Here is a 23,370-nt window from a genome sequence, read left to right as displayed (position 1 = left end):
ACATTGATTAAATGCATACTAAATAAAATATAGGCAAAGTTTATTTAGAAGCTTGTTTTTTTCTGCCAGTCAGGATCAAAGCCCGTTCCGCTTGCAGCAATGGCGTGATAATCCGCTAAGGCTTCCACTAACAACACTGGCGGCACATCTCTGATCGCTATTGGGTAGATACCATAAAAACCAATACCCGCATCATGTAGAAAACTTAAGCTGGTTATAGCAGTTACTCTATTGGTTTCAGGCAAGGAGTTGCCGGTAAAATGTATCTTAGCTACCAAATTACCTGATCGATAAGGCTTTTGATAGCTCGTAAACCACCCAGCCTCTTCTTGCTCGCTACGCTCATAGCCATATTTATTAGCAATTGTTCGTAAGTTAAAGCTATCAATCATAAAGCCTTTACGGTCATCAATTTGGTTTAATGTGGTCATTTCGTCCGTAAATATTGGCCAGTCATCACGTAATTGCAAAAATGAAGGCTTTACTTCGTAATCTGATAGATGCTGGCGCCAAGCCTTTGCCTGCGAATCTCTAAGCAATGTAATATGCGCAAGTTTGATGTGCTCAATATTGTTTAATGATATTGCATTATCGCTACTATCGGTAAAACTGCCATCTTCTAAAGGGCGAAAACTTATTTGGTTCTTGTCATGATCAATGCCAATCCAAATTAATTTTGAAACAATGTTTCGCATGATTGGGTGATCGTAAATATAGGCTTGCCAATCAGCAGTTGACCAAAGACGCTCAAAGCACATATCTTCAAAAAGCCGAGCAGTTTGAAAGGTGAAAACTTGTTTCAATTCCTTTTTTGCATCAATTATAAATTTCTTTGCTTCAGTTATAAGATCCTTATCAACCTTATTATCGCCCTTGGCATTGGGTAAAGATTTCACCTCCTTGCCTTGGTCGTTTAACAGGATCAGCGCACCGCTTTGGTTAAGCTTTAGTTTAAAAATTCGCCCATTTCCACATTCAAGCTCCGCCTCGCCATTTTCATCAAGCCCTGCGGTTGGTATGGTGCGCTCAATCAAGTCTTCAAGGCTGCAATCATTTTTATCGGCAATTTCTTCAAGAGCTAATTTGGCGTAATCTCTTACGCTACGTTGTTTGATACGGTTGGATGCAGCTAAAATTATTTGAAGTGCAATAGGCGTAGCATTTGCAGTTAGCATATCAAGTATTGCTTTGGCTTGCGCCGCACGTTTGCTGTGTTTTTTAAGGTAATTAGCGCCCAAAGTTGCAATATGTGCAGCCTTAACCTTTGTGGTTAAAGCTAAAATGCCCTTAGTGTCGGCACCATTATTTTTATATCCACCCTTTTGCATTTTAACAATGGTTTCAAAAAGCATTTCATCATCATGCAAGCTAAGCAAATAGCCATATTGTGGATATTGACTGGCGAAGCTTTGCGGGTTTGTGTGACTTAAATCAACAAGGCGGGCGGCATAGGCTTGGGCATCATCAAGGCCATAAGTGGGGGTATCGTAAGCAAACCAAGCTTGTGCCACAAATAGTCCAAATTGGTTCGCATCTTCTGGCTTTAATTGGTCTAGCCATAAATTCATCATGGCATTGCCCTTTGGTTGCTTTAATTTTGCTGCCAAAGTCACCCACCATTGCAAGATTATCGGGTCAACTACATCACCATTTTTCCAATGGGCTTGTGGGAGTTGTTCTAAGGGAAACCAGTCAAGACTTTTAATTCTTGTCTTGGCTAAGCCTCTTTTTGCGTCAAGTAACAATGTGTTAGGCGCAAGAAAATTTGAAACATCATCGCCTAGCTGTTCAAGCGCGCAAAGATAGGCGGCGCGTGCGACCTCGCTTTTTTCGCTTTTAAGTGCGGTTTGGAGTGTTGGAATTTCTTTTTTTGCATTGCGACTTGCAAGCCAAGCAGCAGCACTTGCGCGCACATTTTGTTGCCCATCTTGTAATAATTTTGTAATTGCTGGATCAAGTTCCTGCATACTAGTTAACAATCTGCGGGCCTGCATTTTGATGTTTTTAGTAACAACACCAATATTCATAATTTTATTGCCAGTAGCTAGCAACATTATTGCCGTTGCATAGCGTTTTGGCGGCATGGGCAGCAATTTTAATAAGAAAAATGCATTGTTAATGTCGTAATTATATTGGGCTTGCACTGGACTAAGACCAAATACTTCATCAAATGTTTTTATATTATCAATGATAAGATATGAAAAAGCATTTTCGCCCAATTTTTCATAACAATAGGTAAAAAATTTGTAGTGTAGTTTTTTGTTTTCGCCATCCGATAAAAATTGCTCAATGAATGAGGGTTGGTTTAATTTTTGCGTCCAAATGCGCTCCATTATCCGCCAATCACCAATCTCTTCGACTTTGCGGGTGAGAGCTGCACATAATGGGTTTGAAGATTGCAAATTGCAGACAAGATAAAAATATGGATCATCTGCTACAACTTTTAATAAGGCTAATAATTGATAAAGCGTCAAAGCTGGGTTATTGATAAAGTTTGAGATGCCCGTATTGTCAAAGCCGGTTTTCTCTAACAGCTTCATTGCGTAAATAAGGTCTTCTGCTTTTTCTATTTTACCATTCATGGTATTTTTAAGCTGTGTTATCGCGGCTTGGGCATTTAATTTATCCTCTAAGTAAGGATAGAATCCACTGTCATTTTGGCCTCTTAATGCTTGGTCTCTCAATATTTGGGCATTATTTAAATAGGCATTATAGTTTTCGATAGCTTGCAAAAAATTTTGGTAATAAATATCCTCAATAAAAGCTATCTGACTTTGCTGTATTTCATCATCAACATTATGAGGAGGTGCGGTTATAACGCTGCCATCAAGGGCGGTATAGGAAAGACAACTATCTTGGGTTATTACTTCACTATTTGAAGTTTTAGTATTTAAAAACGCCAATTGTTGCTCAATAAATTCTTTTGGCTTGGCAGAAGTTTCAACTGACAGCCAATGATTTAATAAATTGGCGGCATCATTGTTAAAAAGCGCTATTGCTGCAATGACCAATAAAATACGGTTTGCTGGTGTTTGCTCGTCGTAAACATCGGTTAATTTTTTTTCAATTAAATCCTTATCTGCTGTAATTAATGCCATAAGTGCTTTTTTACGTGCGGTCTTTGCACCATGCATGGTCGTTGCAATTAAAAGGTCGATATAGTCATTTCCAAGATTAAGGCAGCTTAAAATAGTAAAAAATTGCGAAAGCTGTTCATCATTTAACTGCTTTGCAAGCGAAGTGATTGCCAGTTTGTTGTCAATGAACCATTGATTGATATTCTCAATCTTTTTTACCTCATTGGTAATACCGTCTCCAAAAAGATCATTTACAAAAATATCAAGAATGTCAGCAATCGTTGCCCCACCTAAATTTGCTAATTGATGAAGATCATTAATGGTCATTTTATAATTTTTGTGCGGATGATTGCCGGCTTGTTCATCCTTATTTTTGCTCTCAAGTAAGGCATATGTAAAGCTCGCCCGCCACCAAACGGGAGATGCTTGATCACCGTATAAGTGGGAAAGATTATAATCATTGGGTTGCAAATGCTCGATCATTTTGCCAAGCCGAAAACAGCCAAGAACATAGCTTTGATCATTAAATGCGGTGTGAAATAAATGATGCTTTTCAAAAGGCGTAAAGTTCCAATGTGCCGCTTTTGGCGATATTTTTAGTAAAATCTCTTCATTGCCTGTTTCAATATAATCACATAGCTTATCGATTACATCTTGGTTATGAATATCGCATTTATTAAAGAATCTTTGTAAAGCATTGCGGTTAAGATTTAATTTTGGCGTCTTGGAAAAGTCTGCAGCTTCTTCAATATTGGCGGCATTGCTATTCGTTGAAAAAAATCCTTTGATTGATTTTAAAAGGCTCATATTATTCCCCCAATAATGCGTGAGATTTCACGTGAAGCTGTAATATTGATAGCAGCTTAGAGCGCATTTCGATCTGATTGGATCAGATAAGCGCTCTAATCCATTGTTTACACCGCGTTTTTTGTCTGAAAACCGCTTCACACTTTTTGAAAAAAACGCTCTAATAAGCCGACTTTGTTTGCCAATCCTCATCAAAGCCAGTGCCAGCCGCAGCAATAGCATGATAATTGGCAATGGTTTCAGTTAAAAGAATTGGTGGAATTACTTGCAATTTATCAACGTAATTAAAATTTTTGAAAAATTTTACGTATTGGCGAAACTCCAGTTGCGTTAAGGCGACAAGAACATTTCTTTCCGCTAAACTTGTACCCGTAAAATTGATATAAGCCATATAGCCGCCACTCATAAAATGACGAGTATAGGCCGTAAAAAAGCCGCCATAACAATGTTGGTCATGCTCATAACCCAATTTATTGGCAACGGATCTTAAGGTCGGAGCGTCAATCATCCAGCCCTCACGATCATCAATGTTTGCAGCGTTTTTTATTTCATCGCTTATGATCGGTAAATCTTCGCGAAATTGGTTAAAGGGCGGCGCTATTTCATAATCCGTAAGATGCGTGCGCCATGCTTGAATATCATTATCATTAAGCAAACTAATATGGGCAAGTTTGATTGTTTCTATCCCAATAAGTGATACCGCATTGTCATGGTTATCGGTCAAGCTGCCGTCTTCTAACGGGCGGAAAGTTAGCACTGTTTTGCCATCCATATTCATGCCGATCCATATTAGTTTTGTAATAATCGGGCGCATGATGGGATGGTTGAAAATATAGTTTTGCCACTCATCAACCGGCCAAAGGCGTTCCAAACACATGGCTTCATAAAGCCGTGCGGTTTGTAACGGGATAACTTGTTTTAGTTCTTTTTTGGCATTGGAAATGATTTTTTTAGCCGCGGTTATTTCTTCGACTTCATCTGTATCTTTGGGGTTGGCAGTAGGTAGGGCTTTTACTTCCTTGCCTTGATCATTTAACAGGATCAAATGGTCACCATTTAAAGCCAGTTTAAAAACACGTCCTTTGCCGCATTTTAGTTCATTTTCACCATTGTCATCAAGGCTTGCCGCAGGAATAGTGCGGTCAGCTAATTGGTCAAAACTCCAACCTTGTTGTTGTGAAATATCATCAATGAGGTTTCTAGCATGGTCTTGTAGAGACGGTTGTTTGGTATGTCTTGCACTGGCTATCAACAGTTGAATTGCAGCAGAGGCAGAATTGCCGGCAAGCATATCTAACAGTGCTTTTGACTGTGATACACGAGAGCCATGTTTTTTCAAAAAATTGCGGGTGATATTCACAATTTCAGCGCCATCAACATAGGCTGCCAAGGCTAAAATGCCTTTGGCATCAATAACACTTTGTTTATAGGTACCCAAGGCTTCATTATGCAGTTGCTTGAAGAGTAAATCACGATCAGTTAAAAAATATTGCGACATATGGGGAAAGAGCTTGGATATGTGAATATTATGCTGAAGGCGTTGGTCAATATTGGTTTGGGCATAGGTGAAAGCTTCATTTTCATCCATGGCAATAATATTTTGAGCAATCCATGATTGAACAATAAATAACCCAAGTTTGTTGGCACTTTCCGGTGTTAATTGGTCAAGCCATAGGTTTGTCATCACGTTGCCCTGTGGTGTTTTTAATTTAACAGCCAATGTAATCCACCACAATACAATAGTTGGATCAAAAATATCACCATTTTTAAAGTGTAATTGCGGTAATTGTGCAAAGGGAAACCAATCAAGATTGTTAAGTTTGGCCTTTTTTAAGCCTTTTTGGGCATCGCTTAACAATTTTTCTGGTGCAAAATAGTCGCCAATATCTTCACCTAAAGCACTAAGCGCTGATAAAATAGCTGCGCGTGCTGCATCATTTTTTTCTATTTTTAATGCGGTATAAAGGGCTGTAATTTCTGATTTTGCGCCACGATCCTTTAACCAATTGGCGGCTGTCGTTCTTGTCGCTTGTTGACTATCTTCCAATAAGCGGGCGATAAATCTATCAAGATTTGGCAAGTCGGCCAGTAACGCGCGAGCTTGTTCGCGCTCATCTTTACCAACCGCGGTACCATCGACTGCCCGCCCCATGGCAATAATTATAAGTGGCATCGCATAGGATAGTGGGACTTGCGGCAGTAATTTTAACTGATACATGGCGACTGACAAACTATGATAGTCATCGCTTTTGCTTGGTTTGAGACCAAAAGCCTTTTCAATAAAGGTCCTGTTTTCGGCAATCAGCGGCCAAACACTCTTGGTGTCACGCATATCAATAGCGCTTAAAAAGGAAGGGTCGAGGTCGTAAGTTAAGCTCGTCTCATTTAAACATTTGGTTAGAATATGATTAAAAAGGCGCAAATCACCGAATTCGGTAACTTTATTGAATATTGGATTTTTAAAAGTAAAGCCATTCCCCCCCTTAAGAACAATGTTAAGATATCTATATTTTCTTATTTTTCGCGCCAATAGCATTAATTGATGAAGAGAAAGATTAGGATTGTTAAAAAAATCTGTAATACCTGAACAATCATAACCGTGCTCAGGTGCGTTCTTAAAAAAATCTTGTAGCGCTTTAGCTTTAATCACGTTGCCGGTCATTAGTTCTTTTAAATCGGTAACTAACTTGTCACTATCAATTGGTTGGCAAAATGTTGTCCAATGCCAAGTTTCAATTTTTTTTGTGCCATCTGTTTCACTCGCATAAAACGCATTGTAGTTTTCCAATGCTTGATGAAAATTTTGGTAATATTTTTCATCAATAACATTAAATTCAATGTGAGGTTTTGCTTTTTCCAAATCAAAAGGCGGTATAACTATGATAGAGCCATCAAAGCCAGTATAGGAGGTGCTTGAATCAGCCTTGGTATTTTCTGTCTGGCTCAGACCTAATAATTCTAATTGCTGTTCGATCATCTCTTTGGGCTTGGTATCGTTTTCAGTTCTGAGCCAATCATTCAATACTCCAACTGCTTTTTTCTTTAATATAATCGCTGTTGAAATGGCGATTTGGCTGCGAATAGTTGGGGTTTGATCGGCATAAATATTTCGCAGCTTATTTTCTACCCGTTCCTTGCCAGCATTGGATAGTGCTACAATCGCATTGCCTTGAACTGTTTTTGCCTTATGTGTAAGTGCAGAGATGAGAACATCCAAATAAAGGGGGCTAAGATTATAGCTGCCAATAGCCGCGATGAGCTGCGCTAAAACTGAGCCTGATAATTGGCTACTTGATGTTGATATCTTGCAATGCTCATCTTCAAACCATTGTTTGATGCCAAGAAAATTATGCAATTCATTTTTTTCACAATATGAAATTCCTGGCGTTAAAAGAATATTCAAAATATCAGTTGTTGTTGCTTCGCCAAGGCTTGCCAATTCGAGAAGACGATTGGCATTAAGCCCCCTTTTTTGGCTTCTGCCAAGATAGACGACGTCATCCACCGGTGTTGCGTGTGATGAAAAGGCAATGCTAACGCAAAATCGCCACCAAACTGCTACTTCTTTATTGCCAAATACGTGGTCTTGCTTATTTAATAATGGATGTAAATTTGCCAAAATTTTTGCTAGTCTCACATAGACAAGCGGTTGCCACTCGCGCCCTATTGCCGTTGATATTGCGTGGCTAACCTGCAAAAGATCAAATGGTCCTGTTTTGGGTGTTGATGAAACTTTTAATAATATGGCAGCATTTTCTCCAGTTTCCACATATTTGCAAAGATCATCAATTAACTGTCCATCGCTCATTTGCGCTGCTTCAAATACATTTTTCAAACGGTCGAGATTAATTGCAATCTTGCTGGTTTTCTCAATGCTTGTGTTTGTTGTCATCGGGCTCATTATTTTACCTTTAATTTTCGTGGTAAGAAAAATAGGTCACATTGACCCAACTGATAATTATTAAAAACTGTATCAAAAAGCCGACTTTGTTTGCCAATCCTCATCAAAGCCAGTGCCAGCCGCGGCAATAGCATGATAATCGCCCATGCTTTCTGCTAAAAGCACCATGGGTATTTTTTCAAGGTCGGTGATAGGCCTTTGATAATGACCACCATTTTTAACTTTCATAAAAACAACCTCTATTAAAGCAGCAGGCAGATTCTTTTCAGGAAGTTCATTCCCAGTAAACTCGATTTGAACATCAATATTGGCGCTAGCATAATGGCGTACATAGGTATCAAAATGCTCACCATCGCCCGCTCCACGATGATAGCCAAGTTTTGTGGCAATGGTTCGTAGCTTATAAGTGTCAATCATGAAACCTTGGCGATCGTTTAAGTGCGTTTGATTTCCTACATCCTTTGTTATCCGTGGTAAGTCATCACGCAATTGCTTGAAAGGCGGCTTTATTTCATAATCAGTAAGATGCGTGCGCCATGCCTTAATATCAGCCTCATCAAGCAAGCTTATATGGGCAAGTTTGACTGTCGCTATTTGATCAAGTGATACCGCATTGTCATGGTTATCGGTCAAGCTGCCATCTTCTAACGGGCGAAACGTTACGATTGTTTTGCCATCTTCATTCATGCCAATCCAAATAAGTTTTGTAACAATCGTGCGCATGATCGGATGGTTGAAAATATACGCCTGCCATTCATCAATAGGCCAAAGGCGTTCCAAACACATAGCCTCATGAAGCCGCGCTGTTTGCAATGTAATGAGTTGCTTTAACTCTTTTTTTGCGGTAGAGACGATTTTTTTTGCGTCATTAATTGTTTTTACATCTTGAGCATCGTTTAGATTTGGCGTTGGTAGAGTTTTTACCCCTTTGCCCTTATCATTGATAATGCTTATGCTATTATCATCACTTAGTTTTAATCGATAAATACGCCCTTTACCGCAATCTAGTTCAGCTTCACCATTTTCACTCAAACCAACCATTGGAATGGTCCGGTCTGCCAATTGGTCAAAGGTCCAATCATGGCGATCAGCAATGTCTTTAATGAGCTGCTTGGCATGATCTTGCAAAGATTTTTGTTTGATCCGCCGCGCTGCCGACAAAATGACTTGAATGGCCGGCGAAGAGGAATTGCCAACAAGCATGTCCATCATTGCTTTAGACTGCGAAACTCTTGAGCCATGTTTTTTGATATAATCGCGGGCAATGGCGACAAGTTGGATATCATCAATATGCGAGGCTAAGGCTAAAATACCTTTGGAATCTACCGCACTTTGTTTATAATATTCAAAAGCGCTTTCGTATAATTGTTTAAAAATTAGATCACGATCGGTCAATACATAGCTTTCGGCATTGGGATAGATCTTAATGTATCGTAAATTTTCTTGTAACCTTTGATCTGTATGGGTGTTGGCGTAAGCAAAGGCCTCATCTTCATTATAGGTTAATGTGTCCTCTGTAATCCAAGTGTGCAAAATAAATAATCCAAGCTCGTTTGCACTTTCTGGTTTAAGTTGATCAAGCCAAAGCCTCATCATTTGATTGCCCTGCGGTTGCTTTAATTTTGCCGTTAATGTGATCCACCATTTAACGATAATGGGATCGACAAGGGTGCCATTTTTCCAATTTAATGAGGGAACTTGCGCAAAGGGAAACCAGTCAAGTCCTTTAACTTTGGTTTTCTTCAGGCCTTTTTCGGCATCAAGCAATAGTTTTTCTGGGGCAAAATAGCTTGAAATATCTGCGCCCATAATATTTAAGGCAGATAAGAGTGCAGCTCGCGCTCCATCACTTTTTTCTTTTTTAATGGCGGCTTGTAAGGCCGTAATTTCGGTTATTGCTTTGCGGTCTTTTAACCAATTGGCTGCGGCTGTCCTAAGTTCTTGCTGACCATCTTTTAAAAAATGTGCGATGGATGCGTCAAGATTTGGCAATGGGCTTAGTAATTGCCGCGCATATTCCCTATCTTCGCGGCTGACAGCCCTGCCATTAACTGCGCGCCCCATTGCAATAAGCATAAGTGGGGGTACGTAGGATAATGGCAATTTGGGCAGCATTTTTAATAAATCAAAGGCTGCAGATAGGCTATAATCTACCTTATTTTCTATTGGTAAAAGCCCCACAGCCTTATCAATATAGGATAGGTTTTCAGTTATCAGCGGCCAAAATAATTGGCTGTCACTAAGATTTATTTCATCACGATAGTAAGGGCCATAGGGCCCCGATAATTCGTGAATTAAGGATTCTTCGCCTAGATTTTGCGTTAAGATATAATCAAAAATCCGCCAATCACCAAACATATCAATTTGATTGATAATTTGGCTTTTCAACGATAAATCCTCTTGAGCAGAAAAAACAATGCTTAAATAATTATAGTCTTTTGTTTTTCTTGCTAATAGCATCATTTGAAAAAGAGAAAGATTAGGAATTTTAAAAATATTAACGCAGCCAGAATGATCAAAGTCACGGCGTGTCACATGCTCATATAGCTCAATCAAAATATTCGATGTTGGTAATTTCCCTTGCAAAACATCTTTTAATGCAGCTAAAGCTAAATCACTATCAATTGGCTTACTATAATCAGTCCAATGCCAGCTCCCATCCTTATTTTTTTCGTTTTTCTCCAAAGCATAAAAAGCATTAAAATTTTCAACGGCTTGATAAAAATCCGTGTAATATTTTTTATCAATGATATTTAGTGCGATATAGGATTTTTCTTTCTCAACATCATAGGGCGGTATTGTAACGGTGCTACCATCAATCGCCACATAGGAGCCAGCACAGTCTTGCTCAAGATTTTCGGTTAACCCATTGTTTAACATTGTTATTTGTTGCGCCATAGCGTCTTTAAGTTTCAGTGTCTTTTCTTTTTTAAGCCATTCATGAAATAATTCGCTTGCTCGGTGCTTTAATATGATTGTTGTTGCAACAATAATTTGGTGACGAATAGCAGGCGTTTGATCGGCGTAAATATCACGCAGCTTACTCACCACCTTATCTTTATTCGCACTGGTTAGTGCGGTAATGGCATTGCCGTGTACAGTTTTTGTATTCTGCATCAATGCGGGAATAAGAATATCTAAATAATGATCACCAAGGTTAAAGCCACCTATAACGCCAAGCAATTGGGCAAATTGTCTGGTTGGTAAATGGGCGCAGGATTGAGAGATCTCTTGGCTTTGTTGTTTAAGCCAATGTTCAATACCGGGAAATGTATCGACTTCATTTGCTCCAAATTGACTGACTGTAAGGGTTAAAACAACATCAAGTATATTATTTATTGTTGCGCCACCAAAATGTGCTAGCTCAATAAGGCGAGGTGCTGTTAGTTCTAAGCCTTTATGTTGATCACCTGAAAAAATAAATGTGCAGTGTTTATTGCATGGCATATAAGCAAAGGTAAGGCAGTGTCGCCACCAATCGGGCGATAATTCGCTGCCAAAATGTACAAAATTTTTGCCTCCTATCGGTCGCAACTGCGCAAAAATTTTGCCGAGGCGAATAAAAGCAAAGGGTTGCCAAACATTGCCTAAGGCTGCAGTAAATGATTTGTTGATCTCATAAAAACTAAATGAACCATGGGATGATGTAGGGGATAGCCTTAATAAGACGCTTTCATTTTGCCCATTTTCCATATAGCGGCATAAATCATTGATTAAGTGTGGATCGTCTAATCCTGCTGTTGCAAATATTTTTTTTAGATGTTCAAGATTAAGTGTGTTTGTGCCTGCTTGCACGCGAGAGCCGTCACTGTCACTGTTACTATCGCTATTCAACGCGTTTTTGGGATAAAAAAATTCTTTGATCGACTTAAGCAGGCTCATAATTGTTCCTTAGCTTTTGGGGAAATATTTTAGGATTTAGAGCATTTACCGCTTACGCTGAAAAATGCTCTAAATCTTTATTGGTAGAGACTAAAAAATTATAAAGCCGCTTGATCTTCCCAATTCTCAATAAAGCCGGTTCCTGCTGCAGCAATTGCGTGATAATCGGCTATGGTTTCAGCTAACAATACAGGTGGAACATCTTGCAAACGAATTTCCCCACCATAATTGTAGTTGCCACCCCTATCTCTGCCAAAACGCAATTCAGTTAAAGCTGCGGCAATATTTTCTTCTGGCACATAACTGCCGGTAAAATTAATATAGGCAATAAGATCAGCTCCCGCATAGCGGCGGCTATAGTTAAAAAAGCTGCCGCTATCTTCGGTTTCACCGCGAACATAGCCAAATTTTTTGGCTGCTGCACGCAATTTAAACGTTTCAATCATCCAACCTTTGCGATCAATAATTTCATTTTCTGCTTTAAGATCATCGGTTATTTGCGGCAAATCTTGGCGCAATTGCTGAAATACGGGCTTAATTTCATAGTCCTTGATATGGTTGCGCCAAGCCGTTGCTTCCTCATCACTAATGAGTTGAACATGGGCAAGTTTAATCTCAAATACACCCTCAAGGGTTACAGTATTATCATCGCTATCGGTTAAACTGCCATCTTCCATTGGTCTAAATAGCAATTTTTGATTGCCATCCTTATCAAGACCAATCCAAATTAACGAGCTAACAATACGGCGCATAAGCGGATGGTTAAATAAATAATCCTGCCAATCAGCAACAGGCCAAATACGCTCTAAACACATGGCTTCAAAAAGCCGCTCTGTTTGTAACGCAATCACTTGCTTTAACTCTTTTTTGGCATTGGCGACAATTTTCTTGGCGCTGGCCAGTTCTTCACTTTCTTGCGTATCTTGGGGATTAGCGGCAGGCAAGGCTTTCACTTCTTTGCCACTATCATTTAAAATGATAAGATTGCTATCGTCATTTAATTTTAATGTATAAATACGGCCTCTGCCACATTCTAGTTCGGCTTCACCATTTTCATCAAGACCGGCAGATGGAATGGTTCTATCTGCCAATTCATCCAAGGTCCAACCAAATTTTTCAGCAATTTGGTCAATGGCTTGGCGTGCATGTTCTTGCACCGAGCGTTGTTTGGTGCGGTTGGCGGAAGCCAACACAACCTGTAAAGCCGCAGGTTCTGGATTTGCAGCCAGCATATCAATAATGGCTTTGGCTTGTGATGCGCGTTTGCCATGCTTTTTAATAAATTGGCTACCAATGGCGGCAATATCTGCACCATTTACCCGTGCAGCAAGAGCTAAAATACCTTTGGCATCAACCGCACTTTGAAGATAATTACCCAAAACCTCACGGCGCAGTTCTTGGAATAATAGGTTTTCATCTATTGTATAATATTGAGCCAATTGCGGATGACGTGCTACATAGTGTTGGTTTTGTTGTAAACGTTGGGCAATATGGGCGGCGGCATGGGCATTGGCTTCATCATCACCTAACGCAACGGTGTCATGTGCCACCCATGTTTTGGCAACAAAAAGGCCAAATTGGTTAGCACTTTCTGGGGCGAGTTGATCAAGCCAAAGGCTTATCATGGCATTGCCTTGCGGCTGCTTTAATTTTGCGGCTAATGTTACCCACCATTGCAAAATCATAGGATCAACGGCGGCACCATTTTTCCAATTCGCTTTGGATAATTGGTCAAAAGGAAACCAGTCAATGCTCTTTATGTTAGTTTTTTCTAAGCCTTTTTGCGCATCTTTTAACAGCGTTTCTGGCGCAAAATGGCTAGAAATATCTTCGCCCAAGGCATCAAGGGCAGAAAGTAGGGCTGCGCGAGCGACATCATTTTTTTCTTTTTTTAATGCAGCTTTTAAAGCGGGAATTTCTGTTTTCGCATTGCGGTTTTTTAGCCAATTGGCGGCACCAATGCGGGTTGATTGCTGGCCGTCTAATAATAAATTGGCGATGGCAGGGTCAAGATTTGGCAAATCATTTAGAAAATTGCGGGCTTGCTGCACAATGGCTTTGTTCATCGTGCTATTATTAACTGTATTACCTGTTGCCATAACCATTAATGGCGTTGCAAAACGCTTTGGAATCTTGGGTAAAATCGCTAAAAGCATAAATGCAAAATCCATTTCGAAAGGCTTTTGGCTTCGCTTGGGGGCAAGACCAAAAGCTTCATCAAGCAAGGAAATGCTATCCATTATAAGCGGCCAAAAAGCGTCTTTTCCAGCTTTGCTGGCATAATTTTGTAAAAAATCACGGAAGGGTATTTTATAATAATCTTTTTCTAAAAAGTGAAAAATAAATGGTGATTGGTTGAATTTTATCATCCAAAGGTGATCAAAAGCACGCCAATCGCCAAGTGCATTAATTTTATTGAACATAGCCTGATATACTGAGCCTTGCCTATTGAAATAATACATTAAATGGCGATGTGCAATCATATCATCAGCCTGCGCTAAAAGTGATATTTGATAGAGTGATAAGGCAGGATTGCCAATGAATTGCGCAATTCCAGATGTGTCAAAATCTTTGCTATCAATAAGAGCGAGCACTTCTGCTACAAGATTAGTTTTTGTTTTATTGCCGCTCATCAATTGACGCAATTGGTTGACAGTTTTTTCCCTATCCAATGGTTTGGCTTCTTTAGCGCGCAAATGACTGTGGGTCTTTTTTTCCCCGCTTTTTATAGCAGCTACATGAGTATTATAATTATCAATTGCTTTGGAAAAATTGTCATAAAAAATTTCATCAATCGTGCCTAATTCAAATAGTTTTTCTTCACTTTCATATTCACAAGGGGGAATTGTTACAATCGTGCCATCAAGGGCAATATAACGCGATGCATCATCGGTTAAGTTTTGCTGGTCAGTTGTATCAATATTTAAAAAGGCAAGTTGTTGTTCAATAGCTTCTTTCGTCTTTGCATTATCTTCCGCTTTTGCCCATTCATTTAATAAATCGCTCGCTTCATCGCCCAATAATGTGACAGCGGTTGAAACGAGCAAGGCACGACTGGCCGGCGTTTGGTTGCTATAAATGGTGCGTAATCGTGTTTTAAGGGCATTTTTATCAACGCCGATAAGCGCATTAACGGCGCTGCTGCGTGCAGATTTGGCTTTATTAAGTGACGCATCAACTAAAACATCAAGATATTCATTGCTAAAGTTTAATTGGTGAACGGCCGCACATAGACGCGCTAATTGCTCAGCAGATAATTGAGGAGCTAGCGCCGTTATTTCAAGCCTTTCATCCTTGAACCATTGACTGATGCCAACAAAGTTTGGAATTTCAGACTCTTCGCCATACCCCCTAGGTGTTGCCAAAAGCACATCGAGTATATCTGCTTTTGTGGCGCCGCCAGCTTTGGCAAGTTCAAGTAGCCGTTCTTTTGTTAGCTCAAAACCATTATCTCGTAATTTTGTTGCATAGCGAGCATTAAACATATGGCAAATATTCGCAAAGGTTACACTATAGCGCCACCAATCGGGTGATGCTTTACTACCAAAAACTTGATATTCTTTGTTATCTAGAGGGGCTGACCAAGCCGAACAAACTTTAGCTAAACGAATATAAGCAAGCGGTTGCCACAGATTGCTGAGTGCACCCACCAATGGATCTGTTATCTCATAGATATATAAATGCCCCGCATTAGGCGCTTGTGAAGCTGAAAGTAAAATGGCCTCATTGTCTCCGCTTTCAATATAATCGGCTAAAGCCTCAAGAAGCTCATTATTGGTAATATAAAGGTTTTTTAAAAAATTAAATATTTGTTTGCGATTAATGGTTAGTTTGCCCGCCTGCCGCAAATTTTTATTAGTCTCTTCGCTCATAATAATCTCTTCCCGTTAGTTATATGCATTCAAATTTGTTTGTATATTTAATATTTTTAAGTTTAATCATGCGTATTTTATGACTTTTTTAAACTATATTAAGTCATAGATATTTTTGTATTTTGCTGTATTGTAATAATGCAGTCTTATAATGAGGTTAGTTTTTCCCAATCCTGATTAAAGCCAGTACCTGCCGCCGCAATGGCGTAATAATCGGCCAAGATTTCGGTTAATAATACAGGTGGAATTTTACCCAATGTCATACCCTGGCCCCAATAATAGCCGTTACTTGAATATTTAGAAAAACTAATATTAAGCAAGGCAGCAGGCCTGCTCGTTTCAGGAAAATAATTGCCAGTAAATTCAATGATAGCGACAATATTGGCATTAGCAAAGCGGCGCGTATAGGTGGTAAACCAACCACCATCTTCAGCTTGTCCGCGTTCATAACCATATTTACTGGTTAAGGTCCGTAGTTTAAAGGTTTCAATCATCCAACCTCGACGATCATTGATTTCGGTTAAATTCTTCATGTCCTCAGTAAGGACAAAAGGATTTTCACGAAACTGCATAAAAGCTGGTTTCACTTCATAATCATTAAGATGCGTTCGCCAAGCCTTGGTTTCGTCTTCACTAAGTAAAGTGATATGCGCAAGCTTGATTATGTGAATGGCATCAAGTGATATTTCTTCATCATTGCTATCGGTAAGGCTGCCATCTTCAAGTGGCCTGAATGTTTGGATTTTATTGCCGTCTTTATCAAGGCCAATCCATACCAATGAGCAAATAATTTGCCGCATTATTGGGTGGTTAAAAAGAAAATCTTGCCAATCGGCCTTGGGCCAAAGCCGCCCTAAACACATGCCTTCAAAAAGCCGTTCGGTTTGCAAGGTAACAACCTGTTTTAATTCTTTTTTGGCATTGGTGACAAATTTTTTCGATGCGGAAATTTCAGCTTTTTCTTCTTCATCATTAGGATTAGGTGTTGGCAGGGCTTTAACTTCTTTGTCCTTATCATTTAAAATTATTAAATTACCAAGGCTATTGAGTTGCAATTTATAAATACGGCCCTTACCACATTCAAGTTCAGCACAACCATTTTCATCAAGTCCAGCGGTTGGAATGGTGCGTTCTGCTAGTTCCTCTAAACTCCAACCATATTTTGCAGCAATTTCATCAATCGCCTTTTTCGCATGCTCTTGAACTGTCCTTTGTTTGGTACGGTTAGCCGACGCTAATACAATTTGAATGGCTGCAGTGGAAGGATTTGCCGCTAACATGTCAATAATTGCTTTGGCTTGCGAAACACGTTTGCCATGTTTTTTGATATATTGACTGCCAATAGCAGCAATTTCTGCACCATTACCGCGTGCCGCCAAGGCTAAAATACCCTTTGCGTCAATTGCACTTTGTTTATAATTACCCAATACATGGCGGCGAAGCTCTTGAAAGAGCAAATCGCGGTCTGTGGTATAGTATTCAGCATATTGCGGGTGCTTTTTTACAGCTTGTTGGTTGCTTTGCAGCTCTTGATCAATGCGCGCAGATGCATAGGCATTGGCTTCATCACTGCCAACCGCAAATGTGTCATGGGCGACCCATGTTTTTGCAACAAAAATACCAAATTTATCGGCACTTTCTGGAGTTAATTGATCAAGCCAAAGGCTTAGCATGGCATTGCCTTGTGGCTCTTTTAGTTTGGCAGCAAGCACAATCCACCATTGTAAAATAATCGGCTCAACCGCGCTGCCATCTTTCCATTCAGCTTTTGGCAATTGGTCAAAAGGAAACCAGTCAATGCCTTTGACCTTATTTTTTTCCAAACCTTTTTGTGCGTCTGATAATAATCTGTCGGGTGCCAAATATTCGCTAACATCACCGCCCAATTGGCCAAGTGCTGATATCATGGCGGCGCGGGCAACATCGCTTTTTTCTTTTTTTAAAGCTGTTTTTAACGCTGGAAGCTCATCTTTTGCCTTGCGTATAACTAACCATTGCGCCGCTTCCACTCGCGTATTTTGTTGTCCGTCTTGCAATAATTTGGCAATAGCAGGATTGATGTGTGGCATGCTTTCTAATAAATTGCGGCCTAAAATTCTAGTGTTTTTATTGATGCTCCCACTAAATAAGGCGCCACCGGTTGCTACTATCATTAATGCCGTTGCATAGCGCTTTGGTATTTTAGGCAGCATTTCTAATAGTAAAAAAGCCTTGTAAACATCATAGTGATCTTTATTTTGCGATGGTTTTAATCCAAAAATTTCATCAAATAGATCAAAGCCATCAAAAATAAAGTACGAAACAGCATCCTTGCTTGATTGCTCAGCGCAATCGTTTAGAAAATCAAATTGGTCGCTACTATAATAGGTGCCTGTTAATAATTGACGTAAAAAAGATTGTTGTTTTAACTTATTCACCCAAATGCGCTCAAAAGCACGCAGATCGTTTAATTGTTTAATTTTACTGATGATTGCTTGTCGAAAGATGGATTGTTGATCACTATTACACAAGTAATAAAGTGGGTTAGTGGTAGTGGATACCAATAATGCCAAAAGCTGATAAAGTGACAATTGCGGATTGGCAACAAATTCACTTATTCCCGAAAGATCAACGTCTTTTCTCCATAAAATAAAAAAAGCATTGTTTAAATTTTTAGCCTTACCAATTTCGCCTTTCATAACATTGCGCAGCTGCGTCAACATCATTTTTTTATCTAATTGTTTGCCGTCATAACTATGCCAAGTACCACCATTTTCTTTTCTTTTTGCTTTTAATTGCGCTAGGTGTTGGTTATAATTATCAATCGCATTGGCAAAATTAGTATAAAATATTTCATCAATATCACCAAGTTCACTTTGCTTTTGCTCATCATCAAATACGCATGGCGGTACGGTAATGACACTGCCGTCAAGAGCCGTATAGGTTAAGCGGTCATCACTATTTAGTCCATCATCAGCTTCAACGCCATTGCTGCCTAAAAATGACAATTGTTGTTTAATGGTTTCTTTTGGTTTTGCCGCTGTTTCGGTGCTTTGCCAATTTAGCAATATTGGTAGTGCCGCACGTTCTAAAATAGTAACCGTTGTTAAAGCTAGCAAAGCTCGGTTGCTTGGTGATTGGTCAGGGTAAATTGCAACTATTTTTTCTTTAAATAGGTTTTTATCGGCAGCTGAAATCGCTGTAAGAGCTGCGCTTCTTACAGCTTTTGAACTATTCATGCTGATTTGCAAAAGCTCGTCTAAATAGTCATCACAAAGTTTAAGGGTTTGAATGAGCTTGCAAAAATTGGTGAGGTTTTCGCCTTTAATTGTTTTTAAAAGTGCAATGATTTCTTGCTTATTATCAATAAACCATTGCTTTAAATCGTCAGGATTGCGTATTTGTTGCGAAAAACGCATAGCGGGATGGTCCGTGACCAGAAGATCGAATATTTCAGCCATAGAAGCATTGAATAAATTGGCCAATTGCTCAAATTGCTGCCAATCTATTTTATAGCCTTGTAGGCTACCCCCAGATGGCGGTGCATTGCGGTCTTTGCTCGCAAGTATGGCACAAGTTACAAAATAGCGCCATTCATCGGGTGATGTCTTGCTACCATAGACGTGGCTGGAGTAAAGAGGGTGACGGATCAAATTTTTTATTATCTTGGCCATTCTTAGGTAACCAAGCGGTTGCCAATTATAGTCAAAAATTTGCGGAAGATAGAGCATTAGTCCGGTATCATACCAATAGAAATTATCGGTTGATTGGGCGGCTTTTAGCAATATGGCTTGGTTTTGTCCTGTTTCAACATAGGTGTATAGGTCTTGGATCAGGTCTTTATCTTCTAGCCCTAAACTTCCAAGCAGCTTTTCAAAAGATTTACGCTTTACAATTATGGTTTCACTTGTTTGGTCATAAAGGGTTGCTTTGTTGAATTTATTAGAAAATTTATTTAATAGTTTTCTAAATAGGCTCATCTTAATCCCTTTCAGATGATAATATGACAAACGAGTTTAATTGTTAATTTTACGCGTGCTAAATTAAAAATATGTGATGGTTTTATAACGTTAATAAAGTTCAGATTTGGCTTCCCAATCCTTGTCAAAACCAGTTCCTGCGGCTGCCATAGCATGATAATCGGCATAAGTTTCAGCAAGTAAAACGGGTGGAACTTCTTCCAAAGTGATTTCCATATTTGCAGAATATTTATTATTGCTCATTTTATAAAAGCAAAGGCTAGTTAAAGCCGCTGATATATTTTTTTCAGGCAAAATATTGCCGGTAAAATTAATGCTAGCAACAAGGTTAAGGCATGTATGGCGGCGAATATAATTCGTGAAATAACCGCCATCAACAACATCGCCGCGCTGATAGCCAAGCTTGTTAGCCACGTTACGCAAGCTATTGCTTTCAACCATAAAGCCGATGCGATCGGTAATTTCGAATTGCTGCTTTATACTGTTCGATATGGTTGGTAAATCTTCACGCAATTGCCTAAAAGGCGGCGTTAATGCATAATCTTTTTTATGGTGACGCCAAGCATTGCCTTCTTCATTATTTAGCAAGTTAATATGGGCAAGTTTAATAGTTGATACTTTATTTAAATCAACCGCTTCATCACTACTATCGGTAAAGCTGCCATCCTCCATTGGTCTAAATGTTAATAGTGGTTTTCCATCATTATCCATACCAATCCAAATAAGTCCGCAGATAATTTTCCGCATTACAGGGTGGTTGAAAAGATAGTTTTGCCATTCTTCAACCGACCAAACACGCTCCAAGCACATGGCCTCAAAAAGCCGCTCTGTTTGTACTGTGCCAACTTGCTTTATTTCCTTTTGCGCATTGGCTATAAATTTTTTGGCCTCATTAATCTCTTGGCTTTCAAGCGCATTACTTGCGGTTGGCAAGCTTTTTATTTGGCTGCCCTTATCGTTAAAAATAATAAGATTGCCTTGCTCATTGAGTTTAAGTTTAAAAATTCGCCCCTTGCCACAAGCAAGCTCTGCTTCGCCATTATCATCAAGCCCTGCCGTTGGAATAGTGCGATCAGCCAATTCGTCTAAGGTCCAACCATACTGCTCAGCAATGTCATTAATGGCTTGGCGTGCATGGTCTTGCACCGTTTTTTGTTTGGTGCGGGTTGCTGCCGCTAAAATTGCTTGGATAGCAGCAGGGGCCGGATTTCCTGCCAGCATGTCAATGATTGCTTTGGCTTGGGCGGTGCGCTTGCCATGTTTTTTAATATAGCTACTGCCAATGGCTGCAATGATTGCGCCATCAGTACGGGTTGCGAGGGCTAAAATACCCTTACTGTCAATCGCGCTTTGTTTGTATTTGCCTAATTTTTCATGGCGAAGTTCTTCAAATAGTAAATCGCGGTCGGTTGTATAGAAAGATGCAGATTGTGGTGCTGCCTTAACTAATTGTAAATTGGTTTGTAAGCGCTGATCAATATGAGCTATAGCAAAACTTGTCGCTTCTTCATTGGTTGTCATTGGCGTGTCATAGGCAATCCACGCTTCCACAATGAAAGCCCCAAGGGTATGGGCGCTTTCTTTTGTAAATTGATCAAGCCACAAGGTTATCATCGGATTGCCTTGCGGTTGCTTTAACTTTGTGGCAAGGATTAATAGCCAACGGATAATCAGAGGGTCAACGGCATTGCCGTTGTTCCAAGTAACCTGCGGTAATTGGGAAAAAGGAAACCAATCAAGTTCTTTTCCCTTGGCCTTTTCCAATCTCTTTTGTGCCTCGCTTAGTAATTTTTCTGCTACAAAGTGGCTGGAAATATCATCACCTAAATGTTGAAGTGCAGAAAGAAGTGCTCCGCGTACTGCATCATTTTTTTCTTTTTTAAGTGCTGCTTGCAAAGCAGGAATTTGCGAAACGGCTTTACGGCTTTTTAGCCAATCGGCTGCTTTAATGCGTATTTCTTTTTGTTCATTTTCTAAAAGCCCTGAAATAGCAGGATCAAGCTGTGGTGAGGCTGCTAATAACGTACGAGCTTGCTGTCTTTCTTGCCGAGTTATCCTATTGCCATTCAAGTTGTTACCAGTCACCATCAGTATGAGGGCTGTCGCATAACGCATTGGAACTTTGGGTAATAGTGTTAGTAGATAAAATGCAATATCAAAACGATAGCTGACATTATCAATTGGAGGAGCAATATTAAAGGCTTGGTCAAGAAGATCAAGATTTTCGGCAACAAGCGTCCAAAGATCTTCAGCCTTTATAAATGGAATAAGGGGCAAATCATAACATTCCATTGCAGTTAAAAGGTGCTCCAAAATTGGGCGTCTTTGTTGTTTAATACAAATATGGTTTAAAACTCGCCAATCGCCAATTTCACGCATTTTTTTTAAAATAACAGGACCAAAAATATTTTCCCCAAAAGTGCTTAAATTCGATAAATGATCAACATAATGTTCCATATTTAACAATAGCATGAGTTGGTAAAGCGAAAGGTCTTTACATTGCGCAAATTCTTTCAAGCCTGAGGTATCAAAATTGCGCTTTTGATGGGTGTCAAATAAGTTATGGCTCGATAAGGCTTTATCTAAACTTCCCGATAAAATAGCGTGCAGCTCTTTATTGACCTGCTGTTTGTCAAGTTTTTTTGCGTTTTTAGTCCAATGCCATTTATCGTTTGGATTTCGTCTTGCCAAGGATTTATCAAAATGGTGATTATAATTTGCAAGTGCATCAAAAACCGGTAAAAAATAGCTTTCATCAATAGGATTAATAGCGAAATGGACTTGTTCCTTTGCCTTGTCATAAGCAGGAATAGTGACGATACTGCCATCTAAAGCAAGATAGGAACCGCCACTATTTGAAAAATCTTGTTGAGCTGAGTGCGCAGTGGCGTTTTGGAAGTTTAACTGCTCTTCAATTGTTTTTTTAAGTTTGGGTGGATTTTTATCGTTTTTCCATATTTCCAATATTGATTTTGCTTGCTCGTTAAAAAGTACGATCACTGCATTTACTAATAAAATTTGGTTCGCACTCGGCTGTGTTGGAAAAAGCTGCAATATGCGTTCTTTTAATATGATTTTATCAGCATGGTTTAGTGAAAGTAATGCTTTTTGGCGAACAGTTTTGCTTTTACTCATTGTTTCTTCAATTAGGAAATCAGTAAAAGGTTCGACGAGATTCAATTTGTAAAGAGAAACGCAAAATTCAATCATATTATTGCTTGGAAGTTTCTTGGCGAGAGAGATGATCGTTTGTCTATTTTCTATGAACCAATCTTCAATGCCGTAGAAGTCTTTTAGGATTACTTCATTGCGATAACCATTATAGTTGTGAATAAATACGTCAAAAATATCTTCAACGCCTAAGCCGCCAATATCAGCCAATTCTAACAAAAGTTTTCCGGGTTTTTGAATTAATGCATATAATTCATCAGAGGCAGCCGCAATTGAGCTATGATCTAAATTTTGCAAGTAATATACGCTATAACGCCACCAATCTGGTGATATGCTAGTGCCGCGCATCTTATAATTTGTACTTGTTATTGGCGATAATGAAGCTAAAACTTTGCCTAAGCGTATAAAAGCTAATGGTTGCCATTTATAATTTAATGCATATAGTATTTTGCCATTATGTAGGTTGCAATAGGTTGTTGTAGCCTTACCTCTAGCTTGGAGCAAGATTGCTTCATTTTTGCCAGTTTCTATGTAATCACATAAGGCTGGTGCTAAAGTTAAATCTCCCATGCGCATACTATTTAATCCAGAGGTAATCCGGTAGCGATCCAATGAAACTTTGGGTGGCGTATCTTCAACAGTCAAATTGCTGCCTAGCTTTAAGCTGTTCATAGCTACCCCTTTTTAATTGACGTGATCCT

At 39.4% G+C, this 23,370-nt stretch carries 6 protein-coding genes; all 6 read right to left on the bottom strand.

Translation table 11 applies throughout. The features are described 5' to 3' along the window. Nucleotides 1-44: 44 nt before the first annotated feature. Entirely contained in the window at nucleotides 45-3,884 is a 3,840-nt protein-coding gene (locus H3299_RS13025) for a DUF4132 domain-containing protein (RefSeq protein ID WP_182418069.1), read from the bottom strand. Between the two features lie 160 nt (nucleotides 3,885-4,044). Further along, nucleotides 4,045-7,785 carry a DUF4132 domain-containing protein gene (locus H3299_RS13020; protein WP_182418068.1) on the bottom strand — a complete coding sequence of 1,247 codons (3,741 nt, stop codon included), beginning with the start codon at nucleotides 7,783-7,785 and terminating at the stop codon, nucleotides 4,045-4,047. Nucleotides 7,786-7,857: 72 nt separating this feature from the next. Then, nucleotides 7,858-11,667: a DUF4132 domain-containing protein gene (locus tag H3299_RS13015; RefSeq protein WP_182418067.1), complete on the bottom strand. Its 3,810-nt coding sequence runs from the start codon at nucleotides 11,665-11,667 to the stop codon at nucleotides 7,858-7,860. 98 nt (nucleotides 11,668-11,765) lie between these two features. Continuing rightward, nucleotides 11,766-15,539 carry a DUF4132 domain-containing protein gene (locus H3299_RS13010; RefSeq protein WP_182418066.1) on the bottom strand — a complete coding sequence of 1,258 codons (3,774 nt, stop codon included), beginning with the start codon at nucleotides 15,537-15,539 and terminating at the stop codon, nucleotides 11,766-11,768. Nucleotides 15,540-15,685: 146 nt separating this feature from the next. Continuing rightward, nucleotides 15,686-19,498 (bottom strand): DUF4132 domain-containing protein, encoded by a 3,813-nt coding sequence (locus tag H3299_RS13005; protein WP_182418065.1) that lies wholly within the window; start codon nucleotides 19,496-19,498, stop codon nucleotides 15,686-15,688. Nucleotides 19,499-19,588: 90 nt separating this feature from the next. Beyond that, nucleotides 19,589-23,341: a DUF4132 domain-containing protein gene (locus H3299_RS13000; protein WP_182418064.1), complete on the bottom strand. Its 3,753-nt coding sequence runs from the start codon at nucleotides 23,339-23,341 to the stop codon at nucleotides 19,589-19,591. Nucleotides 23,342-23,370 lie beyond the last annotated feature (29 nt).

Source organism: Bartonella sp. HY038, from assembly GCF_014117425.1.
GTDB lineage: Bacteria > Pseudomonadota > Alphaproteobacteria > Rhizobiales > Rhizobiaceae > HY038.
This window is presented reverse-complemented; position numbering and strand designations above follow the sequence as displayed.